A 12,763-nucleotide genomic window follows, 5' to 3' on the forward strand; every position below is an offset into this window, starting at 1 on the left:
GCGGACCGGAAAAGAGTCGGGCATCGGCCGGATCGCACGCTTGCCTCTCAACTTGTTACGAATGTTCACTTGGCTTACACCGCCGATGGTTTTACAATCTGATTAGGACAGTTATCGTCATGTAAAATGAATGTTGTCTTTTGCCTCAAATTCGAACGAACAATACATGAAAATACGATCCTTAGTATTTCAACCCATACTGCTTCTTTGCGCTTTCATGATTGCCTTCCCGGCGTCGGCAAATGACAGCACCGCCGTGCTCGGCGCCGGCGGATTGGAGATCACTACATCCGACGATATCGTCATGGAGGAAGAGAAGCTCTTCCTGTCGCCAGAGGAAATCCGTGTTCGCTACGTTTTCCGAAACGATACAGACAAGGACGTTACGACGCGTGTTGCCTTCCCGCTACCCATCGTTTCCTTTGGTCCCGCTGACAATTTTGAACTGCCGGATTCCCAGGACGAGAACTTCGTCGGCTTTACTGTAACGGTCGATGGCCAGCGCCTGGCGCCGGCGCTCGAGCAGCGAGCCGTCCTGGATAACGGCACCGATGTCACGGCGGCTGTGCGAGCGATTGGCCTGCCGCTTAACGCGTATCTTCCCTCCTGGGAAGAGAAGATCAAAGCCGTGCCGCGCGAGGCTTTAAGACGGCTCGTGGAACAGGGCGTTCTCGAACAGCTTAGCGATACGGTTGAAACGGCCGATGACGTTTCCCCGTCCTGGAATCTGCACGCGACCTTTCATTGGGAGCAGACCTTCCCGGCTCAAAAGGCAGTCGTGGTGGAACATCAATACCAGCCGGTCGTCGGCTCTTCATTCTTTGTCGGGGACGATGGCGAATTGGATCGGCTATCGGAGGAATATGGGACGTCATATTGTCTGGACGACACGACAAAGGCTGGAGTGCGGCGCCTCCTCCAAAGCGCGGCAAAGGCCAACTCAAACGGCGATTATAAGTCTTACGTGTTCGCCTATGAGGTGAGCTACATCCTAAAGACCGGAGCAAACTGGAAGGGGCCGATCGGTCATTTCGAGTTGACGATCGACAAGATCAGGCCCGACGCGATCCTCTCGCTTTGCATAGACGGGGTCAGGAAAACGGGAACAACAACGTTCAAGGTCGAGCGGGACAACTTCACACCGACAAGGGACATCGGCTTTGTCGTGTTCGATCAGCGAGAACTCGTTGAATAATCCCTTTGCTCCTCGGCACCGGCAGCATCCATATCCGCCCGCTCCCCCTCCCGCGTCTGATTGGGGACGGTGAAAACCTGGCCGGGCCAAATCCGGTCCGGATCCCGGATCTGGCTCTGGTTGGCCAGATAGATCGTGGTGTAGCGGATGCCGCGTCCATAGATACGGCGCGAGATTTGCCAGAGCGTATCACCGCGCCGAATGATGACGGAGCCGCCCACCGGCTCAAGAGGCGGCGAAGTGACTTCAGAGGAATCCCGACCGAGATTGCGGTCATCGGATCGCAATTCGTTTCCCCCGGCCGACGCGACCCGGTCACCCAGTCGATCTTCAACAGCGCCGGACCGGGACATGTTGCCGTTGCCGGCGTTTGGCCCAGTTTCCGCCAGCTCGCGAGCGTCCGGGCGGGTGGCGCCGTCCGGCAGTCCCTCACCCGCCGCGCGGGCATCCTGCCGCGTCTCTCCGGCATGGGAAGCTCCCTGCGCGGGGGGCGTCTGCGCCAGCGACCGAGGCGCCACCGCGGCGATTTTTTCGCCTTCATGGCGCTCAAACGGTACCGCCGCCCGCGCGATTACCGTACCTTCATCGTCCGCGAGCACATCCGCTCGAATAATATAGTCCCCCACCGGCAAATCGCGCTCGGCCTCAATCAGGAAACGACCCTCCGGCGATACGGTGGCCTGACCGAGCAGGATGTCATTGGCATAAATGCGCATCGTGCGCCCGGGCGCCGCCCGCCCGGCAACAAAAACGTTCCGCCCGTCGATCTCCACCGCTTCGATGAAGGGCTCGTCCTTGTTCGGCGTGTCAGACGGCATTTCCGCCTGAGCCGGGCCTTCCTGGGCAGCCTCCCCGCTGGCATGCGAGCCGGATGTCTCGCCCGGCTTGGCCTCCGCGATCTCGGAAGACTGGGGGATGCTGCCGGCACCGCTTTCCGGCCCCATCGATTGCGTGGCACCGCCGGCCTGCACCGCTCCGTCCTGGCCTGAAGCTGGCGCATTCTTCTGCCGCTCGTCCAATCCCGCGGTCTCGCCAGACGGCGGCGCCTCAGCCTCAGGCGTTGTGATTAGCCGGCTGGGCTCGCCCGGCTGCTGGACGAGAGCGACCACCTGGCCATTCTCCGCGGTGGGAACAGAAACGATCGCGGTTTCAAGGGACGTCGCGGCCACATTGTCCTTCGACGTGGCACGCAGCACGATATTGTGCTCGCCGGGTTTTAACGGCTTGTCGAGGACCGCCGCGAAATCCCCGGTGGGACCGGCGGTCGTCTTGGCAAGCAAGGAGGAGCCGCTGACGATTTCCACTTCGGCCCCGGCAACGGCCCTGCCGGCAATCACGAGCGAGCCGTCAGGCTCAACGCGCAGGAGATCGAAGGCAGGAACGATCACCTGCTCGTCGGTGGCGGCCCGCTGGTCGCCCGCCTCGGCCACGATCGGAGCATCGCCAGGCTCGCCACCTGTTGCGGTTGCGCCTTCCGCAGCCTCTGTGGGGGCGTGAGAATCCACCACCGCCTGCGATTGCTCGGTCTGCGAATTGAAAATGCCGGTGAAATAAACGAGACCCCCGGCGACCAAGACTCCCGCGATGACAAGCAACGCTTTAAGCGGAGTGAGAACCATGTTTCAAACTCTTTGTCGTTACCAGCCGGTCTATCTCTTTTTGCAGCCAAGGACAAGGCGAGGTCCCTTGAAGTCCCGGCATTCACCCGGCTTTGTTGCTCCCTCGACAGATGACAATAGTCACTTGACCCGGCTCGCCAAGCCAATCACCAATGCTCACATGAAAGCGATCACATCCGTTTGCGTCTACTGCGGCTCTTCCACGGGCCGCGGCGACGGCTATCTCACCGCCGGCCGAAGGCTCGGCAATGCGCTTGCGCAAGCAGGCATCCGTCTCGTTTATGGCGGAGGAACCAAAGGCATCATGGGGGCGGTCGCCGCCGGGTGCCTGGAAAAGGGAGGCAAGGTCACGGGCATCATTCCGCGCTTCCTGATAAAATGGGAAGCGACCGAAAACGCGCATACCAGCCTCGACGACCTCATCGTCACCGAGGACATGCACCAGCGCAAGCATCTGATGTTCGACCATTCCGACGCCTTCATCGCACTTCCGGGCGGCATCGGGACGGTGGAGGAGATCGTCGAGATCATGACCTGGGCCCAACTCGGCCGGCACGAGAAACCCATCGTTTTCGCCAATATCGACGGCTTCTGGGCGCCTCTTATGTCGCTTCTGGAACATATGAGAGCGGAAGGCTTCATCCATACCGGACACCGCGTGAAACCGCTCGTCATCGATCACGTGGACGAAATCGTGCCGGCACTTATGGGCACCGGCTCCCCTTCCGAGGGTGACCCCGCGATTATTGAACGGCTTTGACCTTTGCCCCACGGAGCATCGGCCAGGTGTAAAGCGCCAGCGCGATCCAGATGAGGGCGAAGGTGAAGGCCTGGACGCGGCTGAAAGGCTCCTTGAAAATGAAAACGGCCGTAATGAAAACCATGCTTGGCGCGATATACTGCATGATGCCGATCGTCGCGTAGCGCAAAGCCTTGGCGCCAAAGGCGTATAGAAGGAATGGGCATGCGGTTACGGGCCCGCAGGCCAGAAGCAGCACCATATTCTCCGGCTGCCCGAGGCCGAAGTGTCCCTGCCCCGTCCATTGCAGCCAGGCGATATAGGCAAGAGCCGGCACGCTGAGAATGAGCACTTCGAGGAAGAAACCCTGGCTCGGGCCGATTGGCAGGGTCTTTCTAAGGAAGCCGTAGACAGCAAATGTCATGGCGATCATCAGCGATAGCCATGGCAATCCGCCGCTTTCGATTGTCAGCACCGCCACCGCAGCAGTCGCAAGCGCAACTGCGGCGAGCTGCAGCCGGGTGAATTTCTCGCCCAGGAACACCGCCGCCATGGCGATGGAAACAAGCGGGTTGATGTAATAACCGAGGGCGGTGTCGAGCGCACGGTCTGTTGCAATTGCCCAGACATAAAGGCCCCAATTGGCTGTAATGAGCGAAGCGGTCAAAGCGGCCAGCAACAAGGTCCGCGGCGAGCGGAGAGCCTTGCGGACATCGGCGGTGCGGCCAAGGAGGAGCAGCACCACGGCCGCGATCGGCACGGACCATACAACGCGATGCGCAACCACTTCCATAGGCGGAATATGCGCAACCATCTTGAGAAAGATGGGAAGCAGGCCCCATAAGAAATATGCCGAAAAGGCAAACAGAAAACCTTGGGCAGAGTCGCCCTTGCTTGGCGGTGGAACTGCCACTGTCTCGGTCATGTCATTCGGCCGCGAGGCCGGTCCTTTCCCGGTTCTTCACCAGCTTATAGACAATGGAATCCATCAGCGCTTGAAAGGACGCATCGATGATGTTGTCGGAAACGCCCACGGTCCACCAGCGGTCCCCCGCAGCGTCATGGGATTCGATTAAAACGCGCGTGACGGCCTCGGTGCCGCCATTGAGGATCCGCACCTTATAGTCCGTAAGGGTCATATCCTCGATTTCCGACTGAAATTTGCCGAGGTCCTTCCGAAGCGCGACGTCAAGCGCGTTCACGGGGCCGTGCCCTTCCGCGACCGAGAGCCGCGTCTCCCCGTCGATCGTCACGCGCACTACAGCCTCGGAGACGGTCTTCAGGTTGCCATTGGCGTCGAACCGGCGCTCCACCATGCAGCGGAAGCCATCCACCTTGAAGAATTCGGGCACCTTTCCAAGTATGCGGCGCGCCAGAAGCTCGAAGCTCGCATCCGCGCCCTCATAGGCATAGCCTTGCGCCTCGCGCTCCTTCACCAGCGCAATCAGCGTGTCGAGCCGGGGATCTGCCTTCTCCACCTGAATCCCGCGCCGTGTAAGCTCGGCGATGAAGTTGGACTTTCCTCCCTGGTCAGAGACCATCACCCGTCGCGTGTTGCCTACCCGCTCAGGCAGCACATGCTCGTAGGTCTGCGGGTCTTTCAGGATCGCCGAGGCGTGGATTCCCGCCTTGGTCGCGAAGGCGGACGTGCCCACAAAGGGCGCCTGCGTATCGGGCGCCCGGTTCAGGAGCTCGTCGAAAGCATGCGAAATGCGCGAGATGCGTTTCAGCTCGTCCTCGGCTATGCCCACCTCGAAGCGTTCGGCATAGACCGGCTTGAGCATCAGCGTGGGAATGATCGTGACGAGATTGGCGTTCCCGCACCGCTCGCCGATGCCGTTAAGGGTGCCCTGGATCTGCCTTACGCCCGCCTCGACCGCGGCCAGGGAATTCGCGACCGCCTGGCCGGTATCGTCATGGGCATGGATGCCAAGATGCGAGCCGGGAATGCCGGCTGCGATGACCGCCGACACGATCTCGCGCACTTCCCTCGGCTGCGTTCCGCCGTTGGTGTCGCATAGCACCACCCAGCGGCACGCCGCCTCATAGGCGGCTAGCGCACAGGCGAGCGCGTAGTCCGGATTGGCCTTGTAGCCGTCGAAGAAGTGCTCGCAGTCGACTATGGCTTCCCTTCCGGCCGCGCGCGCAGCAGCCACGGAAGAGCGGATTGACTCCAAATTCTCTTCATTGGTCGCGCCGAGGGCGACCCGCACGTGATAATCCCAGCTTTTGGCGACAAAGCAGACCGCATCGCTCTCAGCTTGCGTAAGCGCCGCAAGGCCCGGATCGTTGGCGGCAGAGATCCCCGGCCGCTTTGTCATTCCGAACGCCACGAAGGCGGCGCGTCGCGTGCGCTTTTTGGAGAAAAACTCCGTGTCGGTCGGGTTGGCGCCGGGATATCCGCCCTCGACATAATCAACGCCGAGCTCATCGAGCAGCTGCGCGATGGCGATCTTGTCCTCAACGGAAAAGTCCACGCCCGGAGTCTGCTGTCCGTCGCGCAAGGTGGTATCGAAGAGATAGATGCGTTCTTTCATCTAAGGCTGGATGCGCAAGCATCCCCCTCCGGCCTGCCGGTCTCACCGGACCTCAATTCTGGATGGAAGCGGTGCAACGTGGTCATTTCGTCCTCAATGGCGGCCATTGATCGGTATCGTGGTCAGGATGCTGATAGGAAACGAGATCGGCCAGAAATTCCGTGGCGCCGGTATCCTCCATCGTCGCATGACCCGGCAAGGTATGGAGCGTGTCGACATAGGGCAGCTTGCCCTCGATTCCCCACTGGATGCGCGGGGCGACCTCTTCCGGATGATCGAAAGCGCCGATGGCAAGCGCGATCCCGTCCGGCGCCTCATAGGTCAGCGGGGTGCCGCATTCCGCGCAGAACCCGCGCTTTACGTGATTGGAGGATTGGAAGCGTTTCGGCTCGCCGCGGGTCCACTCCAGCTTCGCCTTGCGCGCGGAGACCAGCGGCGCATAAAAATTGCCGAACGCCTTCTGGCACATGCGGCAGTGGCAGATGGAAGGTTCGCCCAGCGCGCCTTCGATGCGAAAGCGCACCGCGCCGCACTGGCAGCCGCCGGTGTAGACCGGTTGATTGTCGAGGCTCATCGCAAAGCTCCTTGCCGCCGCTTATGCCGGCGCGTGGCAGACCGCTTCAATATTGTTGCCGTCCGGGTCGAGAACAAATGCGCCGTAGTAATTGGGATGGTAATGCGGACGCAGGCCCGGCGCGCCATTGTCCTTGCCTCCGGCGGCGATTGCCGCCTGATGGAAAGCGTCGACCTCATCTCTCGTGCGGGCGGTGAAGGCGACATGCTTCGCCTCGCCCGAGCTGCCCGTCTCGTGCAGCCAATAGACCGGCCGGTCGCGGCCATAGCCGCCGACCTTCACCCCGCCGGTATATTCCGTGGGCACCATCATCATGAGGCTTGCACCCAATGGCGCGAGCGCCTGATCGTAAAATGCCTTCGCGCGATCGAAATTCGCAACCTTGATGCCGATGTGATCGATCATTGCGTCAGCTCCTTCTCATGCAGCACTCCGGCCCTGGCCGCATCTCCTGCGATCAATCCCGCTGCGGCCACGATGTGGCGGCAGACGCCGTCAATATCGCGCAGGATTTCGTCATTCCAGAAGCGAAGGATGGTCCAGCCATCTGCTTTCAGGCGCGCGGTTCGTAGTTCATCTCGCCGCGCGGTATTCGGCTCGCCGTGCTGCGAACCATCAACTTCCACAATCAATTCCTCGGCTGGACATGCGAAATCAGCAATATAGCCGGCGATTGGCATTTGGCGCCGGAACCCAAGACCTGCGAGCCGGTGCGCACGTAGAGAATTCCAGAGCTTCAGCTCGGCGTCCGTCATCGCGTTGCGCATCGCCTTCGCGTTGCGGCGATTGCGTCCAGGGACCGGCGTATGCGGCATCACCAGCCCTCCCGCGCAGGAAAAATCGTGAAGGCCGGTGCACTGTGTTGCCCCCCTCTGGCCTGCCGGCCATCTCCCCCACAAGGGGGGAGATCGGATAATCGCGATGCTGGCTCCCTACGATCCGCTTCTTCAAGATTGGCGTGGACGATCCTGAAGGCTGATCTCCCCCCCTGTGGGGGAGATGGCCGGCAGGCCAGAGGGGGGCGCTGTTCCGCCAGCATACGCCCCTTGAGAGCGTGCCCGGCAGGGCAGAGGGGGGTCGCCAGCTCCGCGCTCACCGCTTCACCTCCCATTTCGTCCGGCGCTCGCCGGTTTCGGGATCCTTATAGTCCATGAGCTGGATCCCGCGGCCCGACAGTTCCTCCCGGATGCGATCGGCCTCAGGGAAATTCTTCGCGCGAAGGAGGGAGAGGCGAGCAGCCACGCGCTCTTCCACCGCCGCCTCATCAATCGCCGCATCCGCCGCCTTGCCAGAAAACCACTGGTCCTGAGACTGCGTCAGCAATCCCAAAAGCACGGCATTCGCCTTAAGGTCCGCCTTTGCGGCCTCGCTTCCCCTCGCCGCCTGCGCCCGCAGGTCGTGCAGAACCGTGATCGCTGCGGGCGTTCCGAGATCATCAAGAAGCGCGCGCCGTACCGCGCCGCTATCGCCCTCTTGGTGCTTGGCGTCTCCCACCACCCGGTACCAGCCGTCGAGCACAGCCTCCGCCTCCTCAAGCTTGCGCAATGAGAAGTCGAGCGGCTCGCGGTAATGGGTCATGAGGATCGCGAGCCGCAGCACCTCGCCGGGCCATTTGCGGCCGCCGAAATTCTCCGTCGCCAGCAGGTCGTGGATGGTGACGAAGTTGCCTTCGGACTTGGCCATCTTCTTGCCCTCCACCTGCACAAAGCCGTTGTGCAGCCAGTAATTGGCCATCACCGGCGTGCCATGGGCGCAGCGCGATTGGGCAATCTCGTTCTCGTGGTGCGGGAAGATCAGGTCGAGCCCGCCGCCGTGGATATCGAACACCTCGCCCAGATACGCCGCCGACATGGCGGAGCATTCGATGTGCCAGCCGGGGCGGCCGCGGATGACGAGCGGCTTTCCCTCGAAGGTGAAGCGCCCTTCCCAGCCCGGCTCCTCGGCCGAAGATTCCTTCCAGAGAACGAAATCCGACGGGTTCCTCTTATGCGGGTCCACGGCCACGCGCGCGCCTGCCTGCTGGTCTTCCAGCCGGCGCTTGGAAAGCTGGCCATAATCCGGCATGGAGGCCGTATCGAACAGGATTTCTCCTTTGGCCGCATAGGCATGGCCGCGGTCGATGAGAGTTTGAATCAAGCTTGCCATATCGGCCTTGCCATCCGTCCGCGGCAGCACGAATTCCGTCGCGCGCGGCTCATGGGTAGGAGCAAGGCAGCCGAGTGCGGCCACATCCGCATGAAATTGCGCCGCCGTGCGCTCGGTCACGCGGCGGATGGCCTCGTTGAGCGTGAGCCTGCCCGCGGTAATGTCCTCGCCGAAGTCACGCAATGCGCGGGCGTTGATCTTGTCATCAACGTCCGTGATGTTGCGGACATAGGTGACGTGGTCATCGCCGTAGAGTTGGCGCAGGAGCCTGAAGAGGACGTCGAAGACGATCACCGGTCGCGCATTGCCGATATGGGCGAAGTCGTAGACCGTGGGCCCGCAGACATACATGCGCACATTCGCCGGATCGAGGGGCACGAACTCCTCGTCGCGCCGCGTCAGCGTGTTGTAGAGCTTCAGTGCCTTGAACCCGTCAGACATGCCCGATCCTGTGATAACAACATCCATGCGGCGCTCCGGCCGGCTGGCCTGGGCGTTTTTCGTATCGGGAAAGGAAGGCGAAAACGACCGGACCAGCGGAGAAGCGCTAGCCGATAATGCAAATGCCGATAATGGCGAACAGCGTTTTCATCGCCGCTCTTATCGCCTCGACCGATGCCCGCGTCAAGCGCGATCAGCTGTGGTTCGCGCGCAACACCACCGCAAGGAAGTATTAAGCCTTCCGCGAGACTCTCATCGGGCGATGGGTCGCACGCTCATGGAACATGATTTCGTCGGAATCCGTTCCCAGTTAACGAGCAAACGTGAACCAGTCAGGCAGTGTCATGGCCATTGATAGCGCCACAGAGAACCGAGCACAGAAGTCCGAGGAAGAAGAGGCGGCGAAGCCCGAACTCGTCCGAAAGTATCGGCGGGTCGGCCCGGCCGCGATCAACGCGGCCTTGCTCTGCAAGCCGAAGCAGAAGAAAGAAGAGCCGAAGCCCTCATACGAGCCGCGCGAGGACGAGATCTGATCCAAGCGCGGCCGCAATGCCGCCGATCAACGCGTCAAGAACGCGCCCCGGAAAAAAGTGGCCGCTACAGCCTAAAAAAGGCTTAGCTGCCCATCCTCCCTGGCCGGCTCATCTTCCGCCTGCGTCTCCACCCTTTCCTGCAGATCCGGCCCCACATTGGAGACGCTGTTGACCTTTTCGGAAACGGGAATGGCCTCAAAGAAGCCCGGCTCAACTGGCGCCAGCAGGTCCGCCATGTCGCGCGGCTCGTACCTTACGCAATCGAGCCATCTTGAGAAATGCTCGGGACGAATCACAAGCGGCATGCGCGGGTGGATCGAAGCGAGGTCGCGATTCGCCACCGTCGTCAGTATGGCTCCCGTATCGAGCTCGCTGCCGCCAGGCTCGGACCAGGTTTCCATGAGCCCCGCGAAGGCCACGATCCCGCCGCTCCTCGGCCGAACCCAGAAAGGCTGCGCCCGGCCTTTGCCTTCCCGCCGCCATTCATAAAAACCTGATGCGGGAACAAGTGTCCGCCGATGCCGCATCGCGGCGCGGAAGGCGGCCTTTTCCGCCGCGCTTTCCGAACGCGCATTGATGAGAAGCGGCATGTCCCTGGGATTTTTCGCCCAGCCCGGAAGAAACCCCCAGCGCACCAACGCCGATTTCCGGGGCGGCAGGTTCGAGCCTTCCGGCCGCGATGCGCCGATCACCATCAAAATCGGCTGGGTGGGGGCGATGTTGAACCGGGGAGGGAAATCCTCCAGCCCGGCAAGGCCGAGGAACATCTCCACTTCCTTTGTTTGTGCCGTCAGCGCAAACCGTCCGCACATTTTTCACCTCGCCCAGATCTGGGCGGCATTCTCGCCACAGATGTGCTTAGAGTAGAATCCGAGATCGGGGATGTAACGATGGACGAAGGCGAAATCCAAGCTGTTTCGTTGGCTGTGCTGTCGAACGGCCGCTTTCTGCTCGTGCGTCGAGGAAACGAGCCCGCGAAAGGGCTCTTCGCGTTTCCGGGCGGGCGTGTGGAAGGCGGAGAGGCAACAGCCGCTGCCGTGCGCCGGGAACTTTATGAGGAAACGGGGCTTACCGCCGGGGAAGTCACCTTGTTTCGGGAGGTTACGTTCGGAACTGAGAATGGGCGGCGCTACCGTCTCCAGGTGTTTCAAGCCCACGAGGTGGAAGGCATAGCGCGAGCCGGAGACGATGCAGACCTCGTCGGCTGGTACAGGATCGAGGAAATGCGAAGCCTCCCCATAACCGAGAGCACACTGGAAATAGCCGAAGATATCCTCGCCCGGTCGACTGTGAGCGCTGCCGGAATTTAGAAACAAGATCCTTTCATGAAAACCATTTTGAAGCTTCTTTCGGCCGCCGTCCTGGCCTCCACCTTTTCGCTCTCACAAGCGGCCGCTCAGGTGCCCTACGATCCGCAGCTCATGCGGCTTGCCGAGATCCTGGGCTCCGTCCATTTTCTGCGCGGGCTTTGCGGGGAGGAGGAACCGGTCTGGCGGGAACGCATGGAGTCCCTGCTGCAGGCGGAAGCGCCCTCGGAAGAACGCAGGGCTAAGCTGACCGCAAGCTTCAATCGAGGATATCGCGCATTCGCGGGCGTCTATACGAATTGTACCGACGCCGCCGTGCAGGCAATCGATCGCTACATGAAGGAAGGTGAGACATTGACGGACGAAATTACGCGCCGCTACGGAAATTAAGCCTGCGCTTTTGTCCGATCATTAAACTTTTACCTTTCCTTTACCACCTCGAACACTGTCTCCGTCCCGCCGCATTTTTCATGTTACCGCTATAGACTAGGGATAGATTGGGACAGGCGCGGAGATCCCGGCGCCTCGGATCGGGTGGTGTTTCATGCATATGACTGTTGCCGATATCGAAGCGCTGATCGAGGAAGAAAAGCGCACGACCTGTGCTGAATGCCACAGTGCTGCCTGGGCCGAGGGGCTTCTGGCGGGCATAGAACCGGAGATTATCGCGGAGGCCGCGCTTGCCACCGCGCTCGGAGAGTTGGGGAAAAGCGGAGAAGAAGAAAAGCTTCTCGAACTGCTCGACACCATGCGCCGGCGAGTGCTCCTGGGTGATTTCCTGCCGCAACAGAGCCGCCATTGAGCTTGCGGCCCACTTTGGCTATTCGTGGGGCCGGGCCATCTACGGCTCGAAACCGTCAACAAAGGTGGCGCGAATGCCGACCCCTCCCCCTTCCTGCAGAGCTTACGCGGTGGCGCTGGCCCTGGCCGCGCTTTTCTGGCTGCCAGGCAAATCCCTCGCGCTGAACGATACTTTCCCTGAATACCGGCCAGTGCAGCAACAGCCTGGAGGAGCATCCGAAGGGAATCCCGACCTTCTGTCCGCGCCCACGCTTTCAGAGGAATCGGGTGAGGACTCCACAGTCGGCGCCGAGGAAAGGTCGGGAGATGTAGCGCGCCCCGACACCACTCCCGGCGAGGAGCCACCGGAGGTGATTTACGACCTCAGCCGCCTGCCCGAGCCAGTGCGCCGCATGCGGCAGCTCATCATCGATGCCTGCAAGAGCGGTGACATTGAAAAGCTGAGGCCGCTTATCGGCAGCGGCGACAGCGCCACCCAACTGCTGCTGGGCAATCTCGAAGGCGATCCGATCGATTTCCTCCGCCAGATCTCAGGCGACGAAGAAGGCCAGGAGATCATGGCCATTCTGCTGGAGGTCATGGAATCCGGCTTCGTGCATCTCAATGCCGGTGCGGAGAACGAATACTATGTCTGGCCCTATTTCTTCGCCTTTCCGCTCGATGAGCTGTCACCGCAGCAGAAGGTGGAGCTTTTCACGCTGCTGACGGCGAGCGATTATGAAGAGATGAAGAATTTCGGCGCTTACATTTTTTATCGCTCGGCCATCACGCCGGACGGGCGCTGGCTGTTCTTCGTGGCTGGAGACTGATACGGGTCCGCTTGCTCCGCACGCCAGGGAGGCTTACGTAGCAGAAAGCCGCCGAGACCGGAT

General features: G+C 61.2%; 15 protein-coding genes. 7 read left to right on the forward strand and 8 right to left on the reverse strand.

Annotated elements, in window-relative coordinates; genetic code table 11:
* The first annotated feature begins 217 nt into the window (after nucleotides 1–217).
* Nucleotides 218–1,195 (forward strand): DUF4424 domain-containing protein, encoded by a 978-nt coding sequence (locus tag GNP00_RS02910; RefSeq protein ID WP_041544556.1) that lies wholly within the window; start codon nucleotides 218–220, stop codon nucleotides 1,193–1,195.
* On the opposite strand, the gene GNP00_RS23260 is transcribed toward GNP00_RS02910, so the two are convergent.
* Nucleotides 1,174–2,814: an Ig-like domain-containing protein gene (locus GNP00_RS23260; RefSeq protein WP_246263701.1), complete on the reverse strand. Its 1,641-nt coding sequence runs from the start codon at nucleotides 2,812–2,814 to the stop codon at nucleotides 1,174–1,176. The genes GNP00_RS02910 and GNP00_RS23260 overlap by 22 nt on opposite strands.
* Before the next feature lie 160 nt (nucleotides 2,815–2,974).
* Here GNP00_RS23260 and GNP00_RS02920 point away from each other — a divergent pair, with 160 nt between their 5' ends.
* Nucleotides 2,975–3,574, forward strand: coding sequence for an LOG family protein (locus tag GNP00_RS02920; RefSeq protein WP_011580311.1), 600 nt, complete (start codon nucleotides 2,975–2,977; stop codon nucleotides 3,572–3,574).
* Here the strand turns inward: GNP00_RS02920 and rarD are convergent.
* The 6 genes from rarD to cysS form a co-directional block, all read right to left on the reverse strand.
* A complete protein-coding gene (rarD, locus tag GNP00_RS02925) occupies nucleotides 3,558–4,478 on the reverse strand; it encodes an EamA family transporter RarD (RefSeq protein WP_011580310.1) in 921 nt (306 codons plus the stop codon). The genes GNP00_RS02920 and rarD overlap by 17 nt on opposite strands.
* A gap of 1 nt (nucleotide 4,479) precedes the next feature.
* Complete coding sequence (cimA, locus tag GNP00_RS02930) at nucleotides 4,480–6,090, reverse strand: citramalate synthase (RefSeq protein ID WP_011580309.1); 1,611 nt, start codon at nucleotides 6,088–6,090, stop codon at nucleotides 4,480–4,482.
* A gap of 82 nt (nucleotides 6,091–6,172) precedes the next feature.
* Entirely contained in the window at nucleotides 6,173–6,664 is a 492-nt protein-coding gene (locus tag GNP00_RS02935; protein ID WP_011580308.1) for a GFA family protein, read from the reverse strand.
* A 21-nt stretch (nucleotides 6,665–6,685) separates the two neighbouring features.
* On the reverse strand, nucleotides 6,686–7,069 hold the full coding sequence (locus GNP00_RS02940) for a VOC family protein (RefSeq protein WP_011580307.1): 384 nt from the start codon (nucleotides 7,067–7,069) through the stop codon (nucleotides 6,686–6,688).
* Nucleotides 7,066–7,479, reverse strand: a complete 414-nt coding sequence (locus tag GNP00_RS02945) for an endonuclease domain-containing protein (protein ID WP_011580306.1) — start codon at nucleotides 7,477–7,479, stop codon at nucleotides 7,066–7,068. The genes GNP00_RS02940 and GNP00_RS02945 overlap by 4 nt, the downstream gene beginning before the upstream one ends.
* Before the next feature lie 277 nt (nucleotides 7,480–7,756).
* Nucleotides 7,757–9,250, reverse strand: coding sequence for a cysteine--tRNA ligase (gene cysS, locus GNP00_RS02950; protein WP_041545169.1), 1,494 nt, complete (start codon nucleotides 9,248–9,250; stop codon nucleotides 7,757–7,759).
* A 344-nt stretch (nucleotides 9,251–9,594) separates the two neighbouring features.
* On the opposite strand from cysS, the gene GNP00_RS02955 reads away from it, so the two are divergent.
* Complete coding sequence (locus GNP00_RS02955) at nucleotides 9,595–9,783, forward strand: hypothetical protein (RefSeq protein ID WP_041544553.1); 189 nt, start codon at nucleotides 9,595–9,597, stop codon at nucleotides 9,781–9,783.
* A gap of 71 nt (nucleotides 9,784–9,854) precedes the next feature.
* Here the strand turns inward: GNP00_RS02955 and GNP00_RS02960 are convergent, their stop codons facing one another.
* Nucleotides 9,855–10,595 carry an SOS response-associated peptidase gene (locus GNP00_RS02960; RefSeq protein ID WP_011580304.1) on the reverse strand — a complete coding sequence of 247 codons (741 nt, stop codon included), beginning with the start codon at nucleotides 10,593–10,595 and terminating at the stop codon, nucleotides 9,855–9,857.
* Nucleotides 10,596–10,673: 78 nt separating this feature from the next.
* On the opposite strand from GNP00_RS02960, the gene GNP00_RS02965 reads away from it, so the two are divergent.
* The 4 genes from GNP00_RS02965 to GNP00_RS23095 all read left to right on the forward strand — a co-directional run bounded on the left by GNP00_RS02965 (nucleotide 10,674) and on the right by GNP00_RS23095 (nucleotide 12,700).
* Entirely contained in the window at nucleotides 10,674–11,093 is a 420-nt protein-coding gene (locus tag GNP00_RS02965) for an NUDIX hydrolase (RefSeq protein ID WP_011580303.1), read from the forward strand.
* A 15-nt stretch (nucleotides 11,094–11,108) separates the two neighbouring features.
* Complete coding sequence (locus GNP00_RS02970) at nucleotides 11,109–11,480, forward strand: TIGR02301 family protein (RefSeq protein ID WP_011580302.1); 372 nt, start codon at nucleotides 11,109–11,111, stop codon at nucleotides 11,478–11,480.
* Between the two features lie 154 nt (nucleotides 11,481–11,634).
* Complete coding sequence (locus tag GNP00_RS02975) at nucleotides 11,635–11,892, forward strand: hypothetical protein (protein WP_011580301.1); 258 nt, start codon at nucleotides 11,635–11,637, stop codon at nucleotides 11,890–11,892.
* A gap of 73 nt (nucleotides 11,893–11,965) precedes the next feature.
* A complete protein-coding gene (locus GNP00_RS23095) occupies nucleotides 11,966–12,700 on the forward strand; it encodes a hypothetical protein (protein WP_011580300.1) in 735 nt (244 codons plus the stop codon).
* The last annotated feature ends 63 nt before the right edge of the window (nucleotides 12,701–12,763 follow it).

Origin of the sequence: Chelativorans multitrophicus (genome assembly GCF_011317445.1) — a bacterium.
Taxonomy (GTDB): domain Bacteria; phylum Pseudomonadota; class Alphaproteobacteria; order Rhizobiales; family Rhizobiaceae; genus Chelativorans; species Chelativorans multitrophicus.

Excerpts from the sequence above, each read along its gene's own strand:
- GNP00_RS02945 (WP_011580306.1), bottom strand. The coding sequence starts at position 7,479 with ATGCCGCATACGCCGGTCCCTGGACGCAATCGCCGCAACGCGAAGGCG.
- GNP00_RS02955 (WP_041544553.1), top strand. The coding sequence starts at position 9,595 with ATGGCCATTGATAGCGCCACAGAGAACCGAGCACAGAAGTCCGAGGAA.
- GNP00_RS02940 (WP_011580307.1), bottom strand. The coding sequence starts at position 7,069 with ATGATCGATCACATCGGCATCAAGGTTGCGAATTTCGATCGCGCGAAG.
- rarD (WP_011580310.1), bottom strand. The coding sequence starts at position 4,478 with ATGACCGAGACAGTGGCAGTTCCACCGCCAAGCAAGGGCGACTCTGCC.
- cimA (WP_011580309.1), bottom strand. The coding sequence starts at position 6,090 with ATGAAAGAACGCATCTATCTCTTCGATACCACCTTGCGCGACGGACAG.
- GNP00_RS02920 (WP_011580311.1), top strand. The coding sequence starts at position 2,975 with ATGAAAGCGATCACATCCGTTTGCGTCTACTGCGGCTCTTCCACGGGC.
- GNP00_RS02910 (WP_041544556.1), top strand. The coding sequence starts at position 218 with ATGATTGCCTTCCCGGCGTCGGCAAATGACAGCACCGCCGTGCTCGGC.
- GNP00_RS02935 (WP_011580308.1), bottom strand. The coding sequence starts at position 6,664 with ATGAGCCTCGACAATCAACCGGTCTACACCGGCGGCTGCCAGTGCGGC.
- GNP00_RS23095 (WP_011580300.1), top strand. The coding sequence starts at position 11,966 with ATGCCGACCCCTCCCCCTTCCTGCAGAGCTTACGCGGTGGCGCTGGCC.
- GNP00_RS02960 (WP_011580304.1), bottom strand. The coding sequence starts at position 10,595 with ATGTGCGGACGGTTTGCGCTGACGGCACAAACAAAGGAAGTGGAGATG.
- GNP00_RS02965 (WP_011580303.1), top strand. The coding sequence starts at position 10,674 with ATGGACGAAGGCGAAATCCAAGCTGTTTCGTTGGCTGTGCTGTCGAAC.
- cysS (WP_041545169.1), bottom strand. The coding sequence starts at position 9,250 with ATGTCTGACGGGTTCAAGGCACTGAAGCTCTACAACACGCTGACGCGG.
- GNP00_RS02975 (WP_011580301.1), top strand. The coding sequence starts at position 11,635 with ATGCATATGACTGTTGCCGATATCGAAGCGCTGATCGAGGAAGAAAAG.
- GNP00_RS02970 (WP_011580302.1), top strand. The coding sequence starts at position 11,109 with ATGAAAACCATTTTGAAGCTTCTTTCGGCCGCCGTCCTGGCCTCCACC.
- GNP00_RS23260 (WP_246263701.1), bottom strand. The coding sequence starts at position 2,814 with ATGGTTCTCACTCCGCTTAAAGCGTTGCTTGTCATCGCGGGAGTCTTG.